This is a genomic window from Pseudovibrio sp. Ad26, assembly GCF_001623285.1.
Lineage (GTDB): Bacteria > Pseudomonadota > Alphaproteobacteria > Rhizobiales > Stappiaceae > Pseudovibrio > Pseudovibrio ascidiaceicola.
Genome location: NZ_LMCE01000063.1, coordinates 37,563 through 56,604, shown reverse-complemented (window position 1 = coordinate 56,604; position 19,042 = coordinate 37,563). Strand labels below are relative to the sequence as shown.

The window sequence follows — 19,042 nt, the reverse complement described above, 5'->3', positions numbered from 1 at the left end:
CTTGTGATTATTCGGCAGCTTCTACATTAGCCAATGCGTTTGCAATGCATACATGAGCGTTTTCAGTAAGAAACTCTTTGATCTCGCGACTGTGTTTGTTGTTGAACTTCAGGATATGACTGGACAACGAGAACAAGGCCAAAGGCTGCGTGGCCGAAAATCGTGCGTTCTTCAAACGGCTTTTCATGGTGCCGAGCGAGGTTGGGATTGTGCTGAAATCTGCTGTTCTTGGATCAATCTCGAAGATTTCCACCACTGGAATAACCGTATGATCTTGTGTGCTGAAGGCGGCGCTGATGGCGCGTTGCAGGTTGCGGCTGGAATAAGGTTCCATAAGCTTGGCCCCTAGCCCATCCTGCAGCAACAGAATGTCCATGGATGATTTTGCCATGAGCTTGTTCCATTGGGTGGCCAGTTTTCGCGGAATGGTCTTCAAATCGGTGTATCCAGAGATGGCAACAGGCCCCGGGAGGATGCGGTTCAAGATTGCGCGGGTTTGTGTGGTGTATCCGGTGACGAGCTGTTTGAGCTTGATATCCAACAGCAGATTGCCATCAATTTCATCTGGTATATACCAGCCCGCAAAAACCTCGGTGGGATGAGCGGTGTAGCTGATCTGGGCCTTTATCGCAGTGGCGAGTTTTTCGGTCTCCGCTAAGCGTTTGTCCAGATAGGTCTGGCCATCCTTTTGCAGCTTCTCCATGAATGTCGGATCATACCTGAGGCCGAACCAGAGTTTGGCTCCGGCTTCATCCGCGCCCATGATTGCAGCTTCGAGCCACATAGGCAGCTTGATTTCGCCCTGAAGATCGCTTCCCCATACGGTCCACTGGAGGATGGCTTCGTTTATGCCAAGTCGTTGATGTGAAAGGAGTTCGCTGCGCCATAATCTAGGGTTAGGAAAATATTCATCGCCCCAGGGTTGTACGAAGCTCATACGTATAGGAATACATTCCTTAGTTCCGGAATCTTGCCGCGCGTAGGCTTTAAAGATCATCATGAATGTGATGAGAGCGAGGCAGAACACCCCAAGAACGAAGAGTTTAGAAGTTTGCTTGAAGTCCAAGAAGCACTCGGCTGGTCTCACTGTCATCTGTGTTTAATACTTCGTGTCCTACACGCCCGAACACTTCCAGCTGAAGCAGGTCACCATAGGCTTCGGTGTACCACCCTCTCCACTTCAAAGATGCTCCCAGCCCTGCTTCAATCGCCACAGCGCTGGTTTGGGAGTTCCAGTTTCCGCTCCCTATGGAATACGCAAAGGGCGACAAAATCAGGTTAGGATCGAGCCTAAAAGTGTAACCAAGTCGGCCATCTCCATAGAACAGAATGGTTTTTTCCTTTTCGAAGAAACGGCCACCTTCCAGATACAGGCTGATGTAGGGTTCTTTGTCGATAGGCTCGCCAGAGTAAAAATCGTAGAGCGGGAGGAAGTCGTTTCCTCGGGTGAAAGACCAAAGCACCCTCCCCAGCCAGTTGTCTTCTGTGATGCTGCCACCTTTGAAGAACCGCTCCAGACCGATTTTCAGGTTTTGCGTCATAAACGGCTTGAAGCGCAGGCCGACGATGGTCTGGTAGGTGTCAGGGTCCGGACGGAAGCTGTAGCGTTGGTTGAGCCACTGGGCGCGGGCGATGATCTCGAAGACGCGGCCATTCTGGTAACCGATGACGGGCGGACGCCATGCCACTTCGAATGTACCGAACGGACTGCTGGACGGGATACCCAGGATAGCGCCTGTTATTTCTTCTTCATTCTGCCGTGAGGGGCTGATGCCGTCAAAGAACAGGAAGCTGAGCGGAATTTCCAGAATGCGGAGCTGCCGTTGGAAGCGCTCCAGCTTGTCCTGTTCATAGATGTTGCGCTGGTGCTGGTGTAGCACATCAATCCGCTTGCGAAACAGTTCAGCAGCCTTCTTGTTTTCAAAGGCTGCCAGATAGGTATAGGCCAGATCTTCCTGCAGGTTCGCCTGATCTGGCTTTTCCTCCAGCGAGGTTTCAAAGCGGGTGATCGCCAGATCAGTGTCACCCTGAGCACGGGCAAGATATCCACCCAAAGCGAGGGTTGCCGGGTTTTTATGGTCACTTGCTGGCAGGCTTTCGTATGCGGCCTCTGCTTCCTCCAGTTGATCCAGCTGGAACAGAACCTGAACCACAGAAAAACGGATGTCCGGGGTTGAAGAGATGGACTGGGCCTTGCGCAGGTCCACCAGAGCGTTTGCCAGTGCCTCCGGGGACTGATTGCCCCTATGGAGCGTGAGTTGGGCCCGGGCAGCATAATACCCCGCCATCTGCTCTTGAGAGAGTTTGGAGACATCAAGCTTGGCCATGAGGCGCGCAGCCTCGTCATATTGCATCTGGCGCAGGTTGAGATAGAGCAGCGCCATGCCAGCGCTCTGATCGTCATGAGCCTCAAAGGATTCCTGAAACCAGTCCTGTGCGGCGTTATATTCTCCCAGCTCCTGATAGAGGAAGCCGAGCTGGCTTGCTGTGGCGAGGTTTGGGCTGAGCTCATACGCTTGCTGCAGTTCCTGTCTGGCTTTCTCCTTGTCTCCCAGTCGCAGATAGAGGCTGGCCAGCGTCAGGTGCTTGTCGGCGTTCATGGGCTGGGCCTGAAGCTCCTGTTGTGCGCATGTCAGAGCTTCCAGGTTGCGGTCGAGTACGCGGTAAGCCTCGCATCTGATTGCCAGGATCGCATCGGTGTTTTTGGTCTGGTCCAGTTGTTGCAGCAACATGAGAGCTCTTTTGGGGTGATTGAGCTCCAAGGCAAGATAAGCGGCTTCCAGGCGGGTTTCTGCAGTTGGCGCCATTCGCAGTGACTGGCGGTACATTTTCACGGCTTCCTGAAGCTGCCCCTCTGTTTTCAGGAGGCGCGCCAGTGCAAGGAAAGCCATGGCAAACCTGTTTTTGTTTTCGTCTGACAGGTTTGCTGTGTTGGTGTAGCTGAAAACGTAGTTCAGCCACATGCGGGCCGTGACACCTTCTGCGGTGCTTTCCTTGAGCATGAGATATGCTGGCAGAACGAGTGTCGGGTCTGGCTGCAGCTTCCAGTCTGTGATCAGATAATCAAGCGTGCTGGTCCAGTCTTCATTGGTTGCAGAGACGGCTGCCAGATCAAACAGAAGACGTGCATAGGCTTTCTTGTCGTTTTCATTGAAAGCACCATCAGCACGGGCTTTCTGAGCTCGTGCAAGGGCATCCTGAAGAACGGCGGAGGCGATGCGGTGCATGTTGGAGAGCAGGGCAATCTGCCCTCTTTTTGCTGTAATGCGCCAGTTGGGCATCAAAATTTCAGCTTCTTTGAGAACCTGATTGGCGAGATCCAGATCCCCTGCCCGTCGTGCTAAATCCGATAGGGTTTGCAGCAGTTCTACCCATGCTTCCGGTGATTTCTGCTGGTCGGTAAACTGGGTAATGGCGCGCAGTTCCACAAGCGCGTTGATGGCCTGCGTCTCCCAGCCGTTGTTGAGGGCCAGCTTACTGAGCTGCAGGCCGTATTCCGGGCTGCGGGTGAGCTTGATCAGCAATCGGCCTGCGGTGACCGCTCTGGCATCATCTCCGGCGCGAATGGCGATGTCTGCCAGTGCCAGATAGTAGTTGGCGGCTTCTTCCGGCCCCGAAGCTTTGGTGTCAAGGATCCTGCCATCCGCTGTTAGAAGTGCCATTTCGGCCTCAGCGCTGGAACCTTTTTTCACCAGAGCGTAGGCCAGCTGAACGCGCGTGGACAATCCCAGTTGATCAATGCGTCCGGGGTTGAGGAAGGTCAGTAACTCGTCCAGATGACCAGAATTGAGCGCACTGGCGGCCAGAGCTCTGGCGAATGTGCGTTGTTCCAAAGCGGAGGATTGGCGGCCAGTAAACAGTCCATTCATTTCGCCGCGCAGCAGCAAGCGGTAGGCTTCTTCGTCTTTGCCTTGCTCAAGAAGCAGGAAGGCGTCATTCAGGATGGCTGTGCGTTGGGTTCTTGGGGCGTTGTCCAGTTTGGAAAGTTCGTCCCACTCGCTGCGGGCTTCTTCCAGTTGATTGAAGTTGCGCAGAAGGTCGGCCCGTATGAGCCTTTGCCTTGGGGTGGCAGCGCCCAGCTCTCGCAGAATATTCAGTGCCTGGAGAGCTTCTTTTGTTTTGCCGAGTTTGATGGCTGCTTCTGCGGCGCCTGCAAGAGCTTCTTCCCGGTTGCTCGGCAGTAATTTGCCAGTCTCTATCGCCAGCCGGAAATCATCAAAGGCTTCCGCATACTCGCCCGTGAGCATTTGCAGGTGGCCAAGCGAAAGATAGCCGCGGCTGAAGGCGGGGGCTTGAGATTGGAGGATTTCTAATTGGTCAATTGCTGCGATTGGGCGATTGAGGCCGATGAGCAGCTGGATTTTTTGCCAACGGGCCACAAGATGATTGGGGTCTTGCTTGAGCAGCTCATCCAGCTCTTTCAGGGCAGCTTCGTTCCGTCCTTTTGCCAGCAAACGGTACGCCAAATCCAGCAAGGGATAGGAGCGATAATCGCGCCACGTGCTTTGCAGGAGGGATTGGCTGTCCTGCCGGTCCTTCAGCAAGCTGATGTAGTACTCGTCTTTTTGCTGGAGGGTGTAAGGCGCAGGGCTGACTGGCTCTGAAGGCGGCACTGGATTTTGTGATTGTGTTGGGATGGATAAGCCAAGCGCAAACATGATGACCCACAGCAGATAGAATGCCGAGTTTCGGTTGGCATTCCCGCGTGTATTGTGGGGCGTTTGGGGCCGAGTCATGATTGCGCTTCCTGCTCTACAGGAATTGCCAGTTCCAGACTTTCTTCATCTGGATAATCATGGGCGGTCTTGTCCCAACCGATAACTTCGCCAGTGCCCAGATGCCGGATCCATGTTTTGATGGCTCGCATCATGGCGATGTAATTGATGATGATGGATACGAAGTAGCGCAGGGTTACAGGTGCCAATGCGCGCAGGCCATAATGGTAGCCTGTCCAGATATGGCGCTGGATAAGGCGGTGGGCGAGCAGCAGCACGTTGAACCAGATCACATACCAGAAGGGGCTGTCTTCTGGCAGAAGCGGTGGCAAACGGTAGGCATCTGGTGCCAGCTTCTCATAGAGGCGAAGGCCCCAGTAGAAGAAAAGCGAGATGTACCCAATGATGATGGCATGGCTGAAGAACACCATCTTCCTGTCGCGCCAATAAAAATATTTATCAGCGAGCCCTCCTTTCCACCCCAGCTGTGCCCAGCCCTGAAACGCGATGCCGATGGTCCAGCGGGTTTTCTGGCGTACGCTTTGCCAGAAGCCGGAGGGAAACAACTCCTGCGTGACTGCAAAGTCCGTGTGCTCGCTCTTCCTTGCCGGGTGGACCCAGAGCAGGCGGTGGGTGAGCCCCTTCCCTGTGAGCCGCATGGCAAGGTCATAGTCTTCCGTCAAGGAGCTGATGTTGAAGATTTCCGGTATGCCGTTTTCATCTGTCCCAGAAATGGATTTGGCTGTCTCGATGGTTTTCTTGGAATAGCAGGTACCAACGCCAGCACCCGGAACTGTTCCGGTCAGGAAGCCCCTGACGAGGACTTCCTTGGAATGGAACTCGGCGAACTCGTCCATGTAGTGGCCTGCTGTCAGGTCCCGGCGTCTACGAGGTAACGAGAGCACAGGCAGTTGCACTACATCGGCAAGTTCCAGACTGGCGTTGAAGATGTGCAGGGCGTTGGAATTGAGGATGTCTTCGGCATCCTGCATGACGATGCCGGCGAAGGAGATGTTCTGCTCCTGTTCGAACCTCTCGATTTCGGCAAGGATGGTGTTGACGCAGTCAGCCTTACAAGTTGGGCCGGGATTGTTGGTGGTGACGACGCGCAGGTTGTCATGTTCGGCTGCCAGACGGTTTGCAGCCTTCTGTGTGGCTTCATCATTGGGGTAGACACCGATGAAGATCCAATAGGATGGATAGTCCAGCCTGCGCATGATGCCTGTGACGGCGGGATAGAGGATTGCGGCTTCATCCCACGCGGGCAACATGATGGCCAGCGGTCTGGGTGGGACGTGCCCTGTTTCTTCAAACAGGCGTTCTTCAGTTCTGCCCACTAATGGGCCGCGATACCAGGCGACAAAGGTGTAATAGAGGGTGTCAACGAACAGGTCATCTGCGCCAGATACAGCAAAAACGTATGAGGCGACGAGAAAGAGGCCCTGCGTAACAAGAAACAATAATACAAAAGCATCTGTTACCAGCATACTCTGGTGCACTCCTTCGCAGTAACCTGATTAAAGTTACCCTAGGAGATTCGAGAGAATGCCCTCAGTCATGGGATGTTCTCAGAGGATTGGGCTGAGGCAGTTATGACGTGGGAGGGAGTGCTGAGGCCCTCTCCTCTCACAGTTCATTTCGCATCGTTAATTATCGCAGATTCAGGCCAAAGTTTTGCTCTGCTGCATTTCATCGATGTCTGCCTCAGAGAAACCAAGCTGCTGTAAAACCTGTGCAGTATCGTCTCCGGTTCTTCCTGCTGGTTCAGGTGTTTGCGGAACTGTGCGGCTGAAGCGTGGTGCTGGTGCTGCCTGTGTGACGCCATTGAGCCGGATGCGGTTGCCGCGCTCGGTGTTGAGAGAGGCTGCATTTGCCTCTTCAATGGAGAGTACAGGAGCAACGCAGGCGTCGGTACCTGCAAAGACACCGGTCCAGTGATCCAGTGTGTTTGCTTTGATGGCATTGCCGATTTGTTCTTCCAGCTGAGGCCACTCTTTCATGTTCATCTGGATCTTGGAAAGCTCTTGCGGAAGGTCCAGCCCTTTCAGCAGCAAAGCGAAGAACTGAGGTTCCAGAGAGCCGACGGACAGATAGCGGCCATCTGAGGTTTCGTAGCATTGATAGAACGGTGCGCCGCCATCCAGCAGGTTGGTCTGGCGTTTGTCCTGCCAAAGGCCGCGACCCAGCAAAGAGTAGATCAGGCCCATCATGGCTGGTACACCATCGACCATGGCTGCATCGATCACCTGCCCTTTGCCGCTTCTGGTGCGTTCAAATAGGGCTGATAATACTCCCAGCAGCAGAAACATGGATCCGCCGCCGTAGTCTGCTGCCATGTTGAGTGGTGGCACGGGTGGTCGGCCTTCTTCACCAATGGCGTGGAGCATGCCTGTCATGGCGAGGTAATTGAGGTCGTGGCCGGCGGCATGAGCCAGTGGCCCGTCCTGCCCCCAGCCTGTCATGCGGCCATAGATCAGGCCCGGGTTCTTGGCGAGGCATTCGTCCGGCCCAAGGTCAAGGCGCTCCATTACGCCAGGGCGGAAGCCTTCGATCAGGATGTCGGCTTTCTCAACGAGGGAGAAGAAGACTTTGACGGCCTCTTCGCTCTTCATGTTGAGCGCGATGGACTTCTTTCCTCTGCGGTTGACGTCCTTATCGATCCGCTCGCCGGTGCGGCGATCGACGACGATGACATCGGCTCCCAGATCTGCAAGCAATTGTCCGGCCATGGGCGCTGGGCCAAGGCCTGCCATCTCCACCACCTGAAGTCCTGAAAGTGGTCCCGCTTTTGCTGCTGTCACATATGCCTCCCCAGTCAGCCAAGTCCTGCGCATGCGGACATCTTAGAAAGTGCCCGTTTCCAGAGTTGATGCCTTGCAGAGCTGGCTCGTCAGATTAGATTACCTGAAAGCCGCGCTGGGCGGATAACTCCGGTCTGCGTTGTTGGGTCAACCTTAGAGCGGCTGATGGTGGTTCCACAACTCTCCATTTGGTGAATAGCCTATCCAATAGGTTAAGATGGATGGAGAGTGCGAGGAGATTTTCAATCTGATGCGCTGGGCTGTGTCGTTTGCTGTGATGGGCGCTTTCTGATGAAATGAATTCATCAACGTGGTCACATAGCAACTTAAAGTAACGCATGAATCACTTAAACCACGCAAAATTACACATAAGAACGCAAAGTTGCGTGGTTTTTGTAATATCTATATATTTCAGTAGGTTGTGATTATGTATTCAACATAGTTGTGAGGAGTAGGCTGTCTGGCTGTTCCAGTGCCTCTACCACGGTAAAATGGTTTTTGCCGGGGTCCTCATAGGCAGTGATCTGAGTTTCAAAACCACCCCACATTGCGCAGTGGGCTGCATTTTGCCGCCGAAACTCTGCCAGCTCCTCAGCGCCAACCCAGCCTGTAAAGCGTAGATTATCAAGAGGTTCGTGCAGCACCGGACTTTCTGCCAGCGCCTCCGCTTCGTCGATATGCAGAGTGTCGTTCATTGCTGTCCTGCGGATTGGCCGCAGATCATAGACCCCACTGATGCCGAGGATGTGCTTGATCCGACTAGTGATACTGTTTGGTATCATCCGATTTTTACAGCCGAGCCGTGCAACCAAGTGACCACCAGCAGAATGACCTGTCAGGTGAATCGGGCCTTTAACTTGTTCAGACGCAACTTCAAGAGCTTGCTGCATCTGATTGGTAATATTGATAATATTCGTGTCTGGGCAGAGGTCATAAGACGGTATGGCAACGGTGTAACCCATCTCGATAGCCCCCTTCGCCAGATGGCTGAAGGCGGACTTATCGAAGGCCTTCCAATACCCGCCATGGACGATCATGACGAGCCCTTTGGACGCCTCAGTGCCTTGCGGGAAGAACAGGTCGAGCTTCTCTCTCTCCCCGCTTCCGTAGGCGATATCCAGCTGGTTTTTTGAGCTCTCGCGAAACGCTTTGGAGCGCTCAACCCATTGATCGAACAGCTCTTGTGCGTTTGGCACTGCACCGGAGTTATGATAGGCCGCGTCCCAATCCCGCATCATGTTATTCCGCTCTTGGCAGTACTGCCGTTGCTTCAATTTCCACCTTGGCCTGATCTTCTACCAGATCAGCCACCTGGATCATGGTCATGGACGGAAAATGGCGCCCAAAAACAGAGCGGTAGGCCTCGCCAACTTCGCGCAGGCGAGCGGTGTAGTCTTTCTTGTCGACCACATACCACGTCAGGCGCACCACATGCTCTGGCTTCGCGCCAGCAGTGGCTAGAATTTCGCGAATGTTCTCAAGCGTTTGCTTGATCTGGTCAATGAGATCATCGCTCTCGAAGACCTGCTGGCCGTTCCAGCCGATTTGACCTCCCAGAAAGATGGGTGTGCCTTCTGCGATAATGCCATTGGCGTATCCAGAAGCAGGCTTCCAACCTTCCGGCTGGAGAAATTTGAACAGTGCTTGTTGTGTTGTCATGAAGGTCCCTCTTCCTTCAGAAAAAATTCCATTTGTTTCTTAATGACTTGCGACCAACTCGCTGGCTTCTTGTCCTCGCCTTTGACGTAGACAATGACCGAGCGGCTTGTGAGACGAAGCTCGTCCTCGCATGTCACCGTAAACTCCAGATGGACGCTGGAGCGTCCCAGCTTTGTGACCTGGAGCGTGAATAAGAGTTCGTCACCAAGCTTGCTCGGCTTTTTGAACTCTGTTTCGATCTTGGCTGTGGGGACTGCATCCCCTTGTTTTATATGAATTTCTACGAACGACGTGCCAAGCGATTGCTCGAACCACTCTTCGGTGACCTGATTGATCATCTCGAAATAGCGGGGATAAAAGACAATTCCAGCGGGGTCGCAGTGCTGGAAGATCACTTTGATCGTGCGTTCAAAGACCAAGGTATCTGTCCTTCATTTCCTCGGTGAGTGTATCCGGGCGCCCTGCCCAGACTGACTCGCCTTTTTCCAGAATGACGGCCTGATCAGCCAGCGGAAGAAGCTCCTTCAGCGTCTTGTCGACGATGAGAATGGACAATCCTTCCTTCTTCAGCCTGGCGATCGCCTGCCAGATTTCCCCGCGCACCACAGGCGCCAGACCTTCCGTTGCTTCATCAAGGATCAGCAATTTTGGGTTTGTCATCAAAGCTCTGGAGATGGCAAGCATTTGCTGCTCTCCGCCAGACAGCGTGTTTGCGCTTTGGCTTTTCCTCTCCTGGAGGCGTGGAAACAAGTCATAGACGCGGTTCAGCGTCCACGCACCTTTGCGGGCGGCCGCGCTCAGATTTTCCAAAACAGACAGGTTGGGGAAACAGCGGCGACCTTCCGGAACCAGCCCCAGACCAAGACGTGCGGCTTTGTGACTGGACATGCGGTTCAGGCTTTGTCCGCAGAATTCGATGGTGCCTTTGGTTGGCGTAACCATCTGACAAATAGAGCTGATTGTGGTGGATTTGCCCATGCCGTTGCGGCCAAGCATCGCTACCATCTCGCCTTCATTGATGGAGAGGTTTACGCCGAACAGCGCTTGTGCGGCACCGTAATGGGCTTCCAAGCCTTTGACTTCCAACAGCATCAGGCTTCCTCCCCGAGATAGGCTTCTCTGACAAGCGCACTGGCGCGGATCTCATCGACCGAGCCTGACAGAATGGCTGCGCCGCCCACCAGAACCGTGATGCGATCTGCCAGACGGAACACGGCATCCATGTCGTGCTCAATGAGCAGGATTGGGATTTTCGGGCGAATTTCCTCAAGGAATTCAGTGAGCTGGACAGAGCCTGTCGGACCGAGACCAGCCATGGGTTCATCAAGCAAGAGAGCTTTGGGTGCGAGTGCCAAAGCACAGGCGACTTCCACCTGCCGGCGCTCACCGTGAGACAATTCTGAGACAGCGATATCCTCGCGCCCGCTAAGTCCTACTTTTCTGAGCCAGTTTCCGGCTGTTTCGCGCAGTTCCTCGTCGGACTTGGTTTGCTTCCAGAAACGGAAACTGGAGCCCTGACTGGCTTGTACAGAGAGCATCACATTGCGACGTGCGCTGACTTCCATAGCCAGTGAAGAGACCTGAAAGCTTCTTCCAAGGCCTTTGCGAGAGCGACTGGCAACCGTCTCTGAGGTCACGTCTTCGCCATCCAGATAGATGCTGCCGCTGTCGGGCGTGATCCAACCTGCGATTTGGCCGATAAGTGTTGATTTGCCCGCACCGTTTGGTCCGATAAGAGCATGAATCTCATTAGGTTTCAGATCCAGAGATACGTTTTTTGTCGCCTGCAGAGCACCAAAGGATTTGTGCAGGCCTTTGACTTCAAGAACTGGTTTAGTCATGACGTGCTCTCCCTGCGATCATGCCCATGACGCCCCCTCGGGCGAACAGAACGACGCCAAGCAAGGCCAGACCAAGCAGCAGTTGCCAGTGCTGCGTCCACTCGCCGATATAGGTTTCCAGCAGTACGAACAGCGCTGCGCCGATTACAGGACCGTAGAGGCGCCCGACGCCGCCGAGGATGACAAACACCATAATCTCGCCAGAACGGTGCCAGGAGAGCATTGAGGGGCCTACAAAGCCATTCAACTCGGCAAACAGTGCCCCAGCAAGGCCGGTGATCATTGCGGAGATGACAAAGCCTGTGAGTTTGATCGGGAACGGGTCAATGCCAGAGGTTGCCAGCCGTGTCTCGTTCATACGAGCAGTGCCGAGTGCTGCTCCGAAACGGGAGCCTGACAGGCGTGCTGAGACAAAGATTGCACCGAGGAGCAGGACAAAGCAGACGAGGAAGAAGGTCAGCGCGCTTTCTGCATCTACCATTGGCAGTTCATTGCGCAAGTAGATTGAGAGCCCATCTTCACCGCCGTATGTCGGCCAGGAAATGGCGAAGTAGTAGATCATCTGGGCAAATGCCAGTGTGATCATGATGAAGTAGACGCCCTCGGTTCTCAGCGAGATTGCGCCAATTGCCAGGGCTGCTATGCCGCAAATGACCATTGCAACGATCCAGATGATGAGCATCTGGTTGGTGCCGGAGATCGCAAACGGCATGGCTATGAAGAGTGTTTCTTCAAAGCTGTGAAAGGCTGCAATGCCAGTGGTGTAGCCACCAATACCGAAGAAGGCTGCGTGGCCGAAGCTGACCATTCCGCCTTGCCCGATGGCAAAGTTGAGGCCAACGCCAGCAATGGCAAAGATGGTGATCAGGCTTGCCAGGTTGACGTAGTAGTCTTCTCCGATAGAAGACGCCCAGAGCGGCAGAGCCAGCAGGATTGTCATAACTGCGATGTTGACGACGGTCTCGCGGCTCAGCTTTGGCATGTTGATGGATTTTGGAGCTGTATCAGTTCGTTGCATTGAAAAGCCCCTTTGGTTTGACTGCCAGAATGCCTGCCATCATCAGATAGATAAGCATGGAAGACAGAGCTGCCCCGATGCTGTTTGCACTGGCATTTTCCATGAAGAACTTCAGGATAACGGGCAAGAAAATACGTCCCAGAGTATCCACGAGGCCAATCAGGATGGAGCCGATGAGAGCGCCTTTGATTGAGCCAATGCCGCCAATCACAATGACCACGAAGGCCAGAATGAGAACAGGTTCTCCCATGCCGACCTGTACGGAGCGCAATGCCCCGACCAGAGCACCCGACAGACCTGCGATCGCCGCGCCCAATGCGAAAACGATGGTGTAAAGCGTTTTGATATCAACACCTAAGGCAGCGATCATCTCGCGGTCACTTTCACCGGCGCGGATCCGCATGCCAAGGCGCGTTTTGGAAATAAGCAGGTAGAGAAGCAGGGCAACAGCCAGCGCTGCCAGAATGATAAACAGGCGATAGACCGGATAAGCTTCTACGCCGGGCAACGCCATGGTGCCCCCCAGAGCTGCCGGAATGTTGAGGTAAAGTGGCATGGAGCCGAAGACCATGCGGGTGCCTTCAGAAAAGATCAGAATAAGAGCAAAGGTTGCCAGTACCTGATCAAGGTGATCGCGGTCATAAAGCCTGCGAATGACAAGCATTTCGATGAGTGCACCAGCTGCCGCCGCTCCAAGGACACCACCACCAAGACCAAGCCAGAAAGAGCCGGTCTGCTGAGTGATCCAAGCGCAACAAAAGGCACCGACCATGTAAAGCGAGCCATGAGCGAGGTTGATCAGACCCATAACGCCGAAGACCAGCGTGAGGCCAGCTGCCATCAGAAACAAAGTGAGACCGAATTGCAGCCCGTTCAATACCTGCTCAAAAATCAAAGCTGCCGTCATTTATGATATTCCCGAGGCTTCTTTTTCATTGTGACATCAGTATAGGGGATCAGCGGAGAAGGATTAGGGTTTCACCGCTGATTAACTTTTTACTTCAACGCGTTGGCTTATTTCATCCGGCACTTGGATGCGTATGCATCCTGATGGCCTTTGATTGCGACACCGACAATTTTATTGGTGATCTGGCCGTCTTCTTTCACCACTTCGCGAACATAAATGTCCTGAATTGGGTGGTTGTTGTTGCCGAACTTGAAGTCACCGCGCACAGAAGCAAAGTCAGCTTCTTTCAGTGCTGCGCGGAAATCGTCTTTGTCACTGACATCTGCCTTTTCCATTGCGGAGAGGATCAGATTTGCAGCGTCATAGCCCTGAGATGCGTAAAGGGAAGGCAGGCGGCCATAAGCTTCTTTGAAGCCTTTGACGAACTTTGCGTTCACCTCGCTCTCAATGTCCTTACCCCACTGTGAGGAGTTTGCCACGCCGAGTGCAGCGTCACCAATCGCAGGCAGAATGTCCTGTGAGAAGGAGAAAGCCGGACCCATGACAGGCACATCAACGCCGGACTGCGCGTACTGCTTCATGAACGCAATGCCCATGCCACCTGGCAGGAAGAAGAACACACTGTCAGCGCCAGACGCACGGATTTGTGCGATTTCTGCAGCGTAGTCATCCTGACCGAGCTTGGTGAAGAGTTCACCTGTCAGCTCCCCTTGGTACATCCGCTTGAAGCCTTTCAGAGCGTCGGTACCAGCTGGGTAGTTTGGCGCCAGAATGAAGGTCTTCTTGTAGCCTGCTTTGTTGGCGTGAGATCCCATTGCCTCATGCAGGTTGTCGTTCTGCCAGGCCACGTTGAAGTAGTTCTCGTGGCAAGCTTTACCAGCCAGCGCAGATGGGCCTGCATTTGGGCTGATATAGAGCGTGCCTTTGCGGGTTGCCGCAGGAACCACAGCCATTGCCAGGTTGGACCAGATGATACCTGTGAGGATATCAACCTTGTCTTTTTGAGTGAATTTGTCTGCCAGTTTTTTGGCGACGTCCGGCTTGCGGGCGTCGTCTTCTACCAGCAGCTTTACATCGGATGCGCCTGCCTGTTTGAGTGCGAGCTCAAAACCATCGCGGACGTCGATACCGAGGGTGGAACCACCGCCTGACAAGGTGGTGATCATGCCAATTTTAACTTCGGCTTGCGCCACGCCAGCTGTACAACACAGAAGGGCGGCTACCCCGGCTGAAACGAGTTTTTTCATATAAGTTCCCCTGATTTATCCTCGACCAGTTGTTCCTTCAGGCGGAATCTTTGAATTTTACCGGTCGCGGTTTTTGGTAGAGAATCTACCAGTTTAAGTGAACGAGGGTATTTATAAGGCGCTATAGTAGATTTTACATAGTCCTGAAGACGTTTGATTACATCTGCATCTTGTGGGTGGTCCTCCACCAGCACCACATGAGCTTCAACAATCTGTCCCCGGTCCTCATCTGGCACGCCTATAACCGCACACTCGGACACTTCCGGGCTGCTTAGCAGAGCAGCCTCAACTTCAGGTCCGGCGACGTTGTAACCGGACGTGATGATCATATCGTCTGCGCGGGCTGCGAAGTGGAAATAGCCTTTTTCATCCTGATAAAAGGCATCACCTGTCAAATTCCAGCCGTCACGTACATATTTCTGCTGCCGATCATCTTGCATATACCGGCAACCGGTTGGTCCTCTTACGGCAAGTTTGCCAACAGTGCCGCGTGGAACCTTCTGCATGTTCTCATCAACCACTTTTGCCGAGTATCCTTTGATCTCCCGACCTGTGGTTGCTGGCATGGCATCTTCCAAATGGTTGGAAATAAAGATGTGCAACATTTCCGTTGCGCCAATCCCATCCAACATTGGAATGCCAGTTTTTGCTTTCCATTGCTCAAACACTGGTGCTGGCAATGTTTCTCCCGCTGAGACTGCGATGCGCAGTGAGGACAGATCTGCCCCCTCTTCCATTGCTGCCATCATGGCGCGGTAAGCCGTTGGTGCTGTGAATGAGATCGTCGCCTTGTAAGTCTCAATGATCTCAATAAGCTGCTTGGGTCCTGCCGTTTCCAGTAGGGTTGCAGTTGCACCGAACCGAAGCGGGAAAATCGCCAAGCCGCCGAGGCCAAATGTGAAGGCCAATGGTGGGCTGCCAACAAACACGTCCGATGGCTGGATGTTCAGCACTTCCTTTGCATATGCATCTGCGATGATAAGCAGATCGCGGTGGAAGTGCATGGTTGCCTTCGGTTGTCCGGTGGTGCCAGATGTGAAACCCAGCAGGCACACATCGTCCCGGCCTGTTTGGACAGCGTCAAACTGGACAGGCTTTGATAGTGCGACCTTATCCATTTCGCCAGCAAAGTTGGCCGTGCCGTCGAAGCTCACGATTTTGGTCAGATAGTCGTTTTGCTCAAGGCAAAGCTCCATCTCTTCCATAAGTCGTAGATCGCACATGGCCAATTTGATTTCGGCTTTGTCGACGATCTGACTTAACTCGCCAGCACGTAGCATTGGCATGGTGTTGACCACCACGGCGCCTGCTTTTGTAGCAGCCAGCCAGCAGGCGACCATTGCCGGGTTGTTGGCGGAGCGGATGAGAATGCGGTCGCCCGGTTCTACTCCGTAATCCTCCTGCAGGGCACGAGCGATGCGGTTCGTCCAGTCCGCAAGCTCTTTGTAAGTGCGTTTTCTGCCATTGCCGATGAGAGCAATGTTGTCACCAAATCCGCGTTCAACCATCTTGTCGGTCAATTCTACTGCGGCGTTGATGTAGTCTGGGTACTCAAACCCCTCCAGCTGGAAAACTGGCTGCTGATCAATTGGTGGCAGCCTGTCCCTTGTGAAGGTGTCCTTGTGCGCGCTTGGTCCCAGCATTTCTCCCCTCCTGAGAAAGCAATTGCCTTGCTACTATTATTTTTTGAACATCGGATGCACCTTCGTAAATGCGAAGAGCTCTGATCTCACGGTAAAGTTTTTCGACAGTATTGCCTGAACGGACGCCTTCGCCCCCGTGGATTTGCACTGCCTTATCAATAACTTGCTGAGCCTGATCGGTTGCGAACTGCTTTGCCATGGCCGCTTCACGAGATACCCGTGCAGCCCCCATGTCTTTCGTCCATGCAGCGCGGTAGATCAGGAGTGCAGAGGCATCAATGTCGATTGCCATTTCTGCCAGATGGCCCTGCACCATCTGCATATCGGCCAGTACGCCATCCCCCAGTTTGCGGGTTGTTGCGCGGGCTACGGCTTCTTCCAAGGCACGGCGGGCAAAGCCTAAAGCAGCAGCGCCAACAGTGCAGCGGAAGACATCCAGAACTGACATTGAGATCTTGAAGCCCTCTCCAGCTCCCCCAATGCGGTTTGCAGCTGGAACTCGCAGTTGTTTGAATCCCAACCGTGCCAGAGGATGAGGTGCCATCACATCCAGACGTTCCTCAATGGTTAAGCCTGGAGTATCCGCCGGTACGATGAAGGCACTGATGCCTTTGGCGCCCGGTGCTTCGCCCGTCCTTGCGAAGACAACGTAAAGGCCAGCAATGCCACCATTGGATATCCAGGTCTTTTCGCCATTGAGCACATATTCATCGCCGTCGCGGATGGCGGAAAGTTCAATGTTTGCAACATCAGAACCGGAGTCTGGTTCTGTTAGCGCAAACGCAGAAAGCGTCTGGCCTGCTCTGGTTTTATTGAGCCACAGCTGCTGTTCTGGCGTGCCGAACAGGCTGATGGCGCCTGTTCCCAGACCCTGCATGGCGAATGCGAAGTCTCCCAGACCGTCGTGACGGGCCAGTGTTTCGCGCATAATGCAAAGGCTACGAACATCCAGAGGTTTGGGATCTGCCGGATCAACGGCAGTGAGCTTCAGGAAACCAGCGGTACCAAGATCATTGACGAGCTTGATACACGCAGCGTCTGTGTCTGAATGGTCTGCAGGAAGGTTCTCGCAGCACCAGTTCTCAATTGCTTCGGCCAGCTCTCGGTGTTTTTCTTCAAAGAACGGCCATGTGAGGAAGGTGGTGTCAGCCATTTATGCCCCCTCAAAGACCGGTTTTTCTTTTGCAACAAAAGCTTTGTAGGCGGTCTCAAAATCTTTGGTCTGCATGCAGATGGCTTGCGCCTGTGCTTCGGCTTCAATTGCCTGCTCCAGACCCATGTTCCATTCTTGGTTGAGCTGGGTCTTAGTGATGCCATGCGCGAAGTTTGGCCCTGCAGTGATGCGCTGTGCCATGCGAATGGCATCGGCCTCAAGTGCTTCTGTGGTGGACATGGAGTTGAAATAGCCCCAAGTGTACCCTTCTTCTGCGCTCATGGACCGGCCTGTGTAAAGCAGCTCTGCAGCCCGTCCCTGTCCAATAATACGCGGAAGAATTGCGCAGGCGCCCATATCGCAGCCTGCGAGCCCTACACGGGTAAACAGGAATGCTGTCTTTGCTTGTGGCGTGCCGATGCGCAGATCTGATGCCATGGCCATGATTGCACCAGCGCCAACGCTGATGCCGTCGACAGCTGAAATGATAGGCTTGGTGCAGTTGATCATAGCTTTCACCAGATCGCCTGTCATGCGCGTGAACTTCAACAGGTCTTTCATGTCCATGGCGACAAGTGGACCGATGATGTCATGGACATCTCCACCTGAACAATAGTTGCCTTCGTTCGATGCAATCACAACGGCATTTACGTCATCTGCATAGACGAGATCGCGGAATGTATCACGCAGCTCGGCATAGCTTTCAAAGGTCAGCGGGTTTTTGCGGTCCGGGCGGTCCAGTTGGATGACTGCGACATCGCCTTCCATGCGCCAGATGAAATACTTTGGCTGCAAATTTGCCATTTTGTAAGTTGTCAGCATTATCGGGTCTCCCCCTCCCAATCGCTTGCAAATACCTTCAGTGTTTCAGCAAGACTCTCTGCCTCATCAGGAGAAAAGTGAGAGAGCAGCTCATTGATCCACTCGCGGTGACTTGCTGCCATCTGCTCAAAGTTCTCGCGGCCTTCTTTGGTCAGTAAAACCACAGAGGTTCTCCGGTCTCCGTCTCTCAATGTGCGCTGAACCAGTCCGTCCGTGGTCAGGCGATCTATGAGGCCGGTGACGTTGCCGTTGGATACCATCAGGTATTTTGAGAGCTGGGACATGAGCATGCCCTCTGGCTCCCGGTAAAGTGCTGCCATGACGTCAAAGCGTGGCAACGTCACGTTGTAGGTTGTCCGTAGCCGCTCTCGCAGTTCGCCTTCGATCGCACGAGAGGCACGGAGCAGCCTCAACCAGAGGCGAACGCGGGACTTGTCGTCGGTTGTCTTGTCAGCTTTGAGCATTTCCTGTGAGGCTGTCATTGGGTCTCGCCTCCTGATACCGAAATGGCTTGCCCTGTCACTGAGCGCGCACCATCTCCGATGAGCCATGCCACTGTTGCAGCAACTTCGTCCGGTTGGATGAAGCGTTGCTGTGGGTTGTCCTTGTAAAGAGCAGCTCGGGCCTGCTCTTCGTTCATTCGGGTTTTTTGCATGATGTTTTCGATCGAGCGTTGCAGCATTGGGGTCTCTGTGAATCCAGGACACACAGCATTGACCGTAAATGGCTTGCTGGCAAGTTCCAGCGCGAGCGAACGAACTATGCCAATGACACCGTGTTTGGCTGCAGCATAGTGGGAGACATAAGAATACCCGCGCAGGCCTGCCGTGGAGGCAATGGCGATCATACGTCCGTACTCCTGCCCTTTCAGAGCTTCTAGTCCTTTTTGGAAGGTCAGGAAGGTTCCAGTCAGGTTAATGTCGAGCATGCGCTGAAAATCATTCTTGTCGATCTTGCTAAAGGGAGCGGATTCTGCTGCCCCTGCATTGGCAATCACGATGTTGACCGGTCCGTTTGCTTCTGATGCTTTTTCAAACATCTGAGCTATAGAACCTTCATCGGTGACGTCTGCAGTGACTGCGCGAATACGGCTGCTGGCACTTGCCACCAAGTCCAGAGGTTCCTGCCGCCGCCCGGCGACGGTTACATTCACTCCAAGCTCAGCGAGGTGGCGGGCTATTTCGGCCCCAACTCCGGTCCCGCCACCCGTTATGATTGCATGCTTTTTCAAACCGC

The 19,042-nt window shown here is 53.8% G+C and carries 17 protein-coding genes; all 17 read right to left on the bottom strand.

The window, feature by feature from the left end:
• Positions 1-7: 7 nt before the first annotated feature.
• The 17 genes from PsAD26_RS15645 to PsAD26_RS15565 all read right to left on the bottom strand — a co-directional run bounded on the left by PsAD26_RS15645 (position 8) and on the right by PsAD26_RS15565 (position 19,037).
• The gene (locus PsAD26_RS15645; RefSeq protein WP_208985720.1) at positions 8-1,066 is read right to left on the bottom strand and encodes a DUF4434 domain-containing protein; all 1,059 of its coding nucleotides are present in this window, start codon (positions 1,064-1,066) and stop codon (positions 8-10) included.
• A complete protein-coding gene (locus PsAD26_RS15640; RefSeq protein WP_084403697.1) occupies positions 1,044-4,736 on the bottom strand; it encodes a tetratricopeptide repeat protein in 3,693 nt (1,230 codons plus the stop codon). The genes PsAD26_RS15645 and PsAD26_RS15640 overlap by 23 nt, the downstream gene beginning before the upstream one ends.
• Positions 4,733-6,202, bottom strand: coding sequence for a glycosyltransferase (locus PsAD26_RS15635; RefSeq protein ID WP_063311197.1), 1,470 nt, complete (start codon positions 6,200-6,202; stop codon positions 4,733-4,735). The genes PsAD26_RS15640 and PsAD26_RS15635 overlap by 4 nt, the downstream gene beginning before the upstream one ends.
• A 174-nt stretch (positions 6,203-6,376) precedes the next feature.
• On the bottom strand, positions 6,377-7,516 hold the full coding sequence (locus PsAD26_RS15630) for a CaiB/BaiF CoA-transferase family protein (protein WP_063311308.1): 1,140 nt from the start codon (positions 7,514-7,516) through the stop codon (positions 6,377-6,379).
• 425 nt (positions 7,517-7,941) lie between these two features.
• A complete protein-coding gene (locus tag PsAD26_RS15625; RefSeq protein ID WP_063311196.1) occupies positions 7,942-8,754 on the bottom strand; it encodes an alpha/beta hydrolase in 813 nt (270 codons plus the stop codon).
• 1 nt (position 8,755) lies between these two features.
• On the bottom strand, positions 8,756-9,175 hold the full coding sequence (locus PsAD26_RS15620) for a RidA family protein (RefSeq protein ID WP_063311195.1): 420 nt from the start codon (positions 9,173-9,175) through the stop codon (positions 8,756-8,758).
• Positions 9,172-9,594, bottom strand: a complete 423-nt coding sequence (locus PsAD26_RS15615; protein ID WP_084403696.1) for a thioesterase family protein — start codon at positions 9,592-9,594, stop codon at positions 9,172-9,174. Before PsAD26_RS15615 ends, PsAD26_RS15620 begins: the two co-directional genes overlap by 4 nt.
• Positions 9,584-10,267 carry an ABC transporter ATP-binding protein gene (locus PsAD26_RS15610; RefSeq protein WP_063311194.1) on the bottom strand — a complete coding sequence of 228 codons (684 nt, stop codon included), beginning with the start codon at positions 10,265-10,267 and terminating at the stop codon, positions 9,584-9,586. The genes PsAD26_RS15615 and PsAD26_RS15610 overlap by 11 nt, the downstream gene beginning before the upstream one ends.
• Positions 10,267-11,016 (bottom strand): ATP-binding cassette domain-containing protein, encoded by a 750-nt coding sequence (locus tag PsAD26_RS15605; protein ID WP_063311193.1) that lies wholly within the window; start codon positions 11,014-11,016, stop codon positions 10,267-10,269. The genes PsAD26_RS15610 and PsAD26_RS15605 overlap by 1 nt, the downstream gene beginning before the upstream one ends.
• Positions 11,009-12,034, bottom strand: coding sequence for a branched-chain amino acid ABC transporter permease (locus PsAD26_RS15600; RefSeq protein ID WP_063311192.1), 1,026 nt, complete (start codon positions 12,032-12,034; stop codon positions 11,009-11,011). The genes PsAD26_RS15605 and PsAD26_RS15600 overlap by 8 nt, the downstream gene beginning before the upstream one ends.
• Entirely contained in the window at positions 12,021-12,941 is a 921-nt protein-coding gene (locus PsAD26_RS15595) for a branched-chain amino acid ABC transporter permease (protein ID WP_057463887.1), read from the bottom strand. The genes PsAD26_RS15600 and PsAD26_RS15595 overlap by 14 nt, the downstream gene beginning before the upstream one ends.
• Positions 12,942-13,048: 107 nt before the next feature.
• Positions 13,049-14,188, bottom strand: coding sequence for an ABC transporter substrate-binding protein (locus tag PsAD26_RS15590; RefSeq protein ID WP_063311191.1), 1,140 nt, complete (start codon positions 14,186-14,188; stop codon positions 13,049-13,051).
• Positions 14,185-15,831, bottom strand: a complete 1,647-nt coding sequence (locus PsAD26_RS15585; protein ID WP_193758296.1) for an AMP-binding protein — start codon at positions 15,829-15,831, stop codon at positions 14,185-14,187. Before PsAD26_RS15585 ends, PsAD26_RS15590 begins: the two co-directional genes overlap by 4 nt.
• The gene (locus PsAD26_RS15580; RefSeq protein ID WP_063311190.1) at positions 15,773-16,984 is read right to left on the bottom strand and encodes an acyl-CoA dehydrogenase family protein; all 1,212 of its coding nucleotides are present in this window, start codon (positions 16,982-16,984) and stop codon (positions 15,773-15,775) included. The genes PsAD26_RS15585 and PsAD26_RS15580 overlap by 59 nt, the downstream gene beginning before the upstream one ends.
• Entirely contained in the window at positions 16,985-17,806 is an 822-nt protein-coding gene (locus tag PsAD26_RS15575) for an enoyl-CoA hydratase family protein (protein ID WP_084403695.1), read from the bottom strand.
• Positions 17,806-18,288 (bottom strand): MarR family transcriptional regulator, encoded by a 483-nt coding sequence (locus PsAD26_RS15570; RefSeq protein ID WP_063311189.1) that lies wholly within the window; start codon positions 18,286-18,288, stop codon positions 17,806-17,808. The genes PsAD26_RS15575 and PsAD26_RS15570 overlap by 1 nt, the downstream gene beginning before the upstream one ends.
• Entirely contained in the window at positions 18,285-19,037 is a 753-nt protein-coding gene (locus tag PsAD26_RS15565) for an SDR family oxidoreductase (RefSeq protein WP_063311188.1), read from the bottom strand. Before PsAD26_RS15565 ends, PsAD26_RS15570 begins: the two co-directional genes overlap by 4 nt.
• Between the last annotated feature and the right edge of the window lie 5 nt (positions 19,038-19,042).

Coding starts and splice junctions, on each gene's coding strand:
- PsAD26_RS15625 (WP_063311196.1), bottom strand. CDS start 8,754: ATGATGCGGGATTGGGACGCGGCCTATCATAACTCCGGTGCAGTGCCA.
- PsAD26_RS15635 (WP_063311197.1), bottom strand. CDS start 6,202: ATGCTGGTAACAGATGCTTTTGTATTATTGTTTCTTGTTACGCAGGGC.
- PsAD26_RS15605 (WP_063311193.1), bottom strand. CDS start 11,016: ATGACTAAACCAGTTCTTGAAGTCAAAGGCCTGCACAAATCCTTTGGT.
- PsAD26_RS15580 (WP_063311190.1), bottom strand. CDS start 16,984: ATGGCTGACACCACCTTCCTCACATGGCCGTTCTTTGAAGAAAAACAC.
- PsAD26_RS15610 (WP_063311194.1), bottom strand. CDS start 10,267: ATGCTGTTGGAAGTCAAAGGCTTGGAAGCCCATTACGGTGCCGCACAA.
- PsAD26_RS15590 (WP_063311191.1), bottom strand. CDS start 14,188: ATGAAAAAACTCGTTTCAGCCGGGGTAGCCGCCCTTCTGTGTTGTACA.
- PsAD26_RS15600 (WP_063311192.1), bottom strand. CDS start 12,034: ATGCAACGAACTGATACAGCTCCAAAATCCATCAACATGCCAAAGCTG.
- PsAD26_RS15640 (WP_084403697.1), bottom strand. CDS start 4,736: ATGACTCGGCCCCAAACGCCCCACAATACACGCGGGAATGCCAACCGA.
- PsAD26_RS15585 (WP_193758296.1), bottom strand. CDS start 15,831: ATGCTGGGACCAAGCGCGCACAAGGACACCTTCACAAGGGACAGGCTG.
- PsAD26_RS15570 (WP_063311189.1), bottom strand. CDS start 18,288: ATGACAGCCTCACAGGAAATGCTCAAAGCTGACAAGACAACCGACGAC.
- PsAD26_RS15575 (WP_084403695.1), bottom strand. CDS start 17,806: ATGCTGACAACTTACAAAATGGCAAATTTGCAGCCAAAGTATTTCATC.
- PsAD26_RS15595 (WP_057463887.1), bottom strand. CDS start 12,941: ATGACGGCAGCTTTGATTTTTGAGCAGGTATTGAACGGGCTGCAATTC.
- PsAD26_RS15620 (WP_063311195.1), bottom strand. CDS start 9,175: ATGACAACACAACAAGCACTGTTCAAATTTCTCCAGCCGGAAGGTTGG.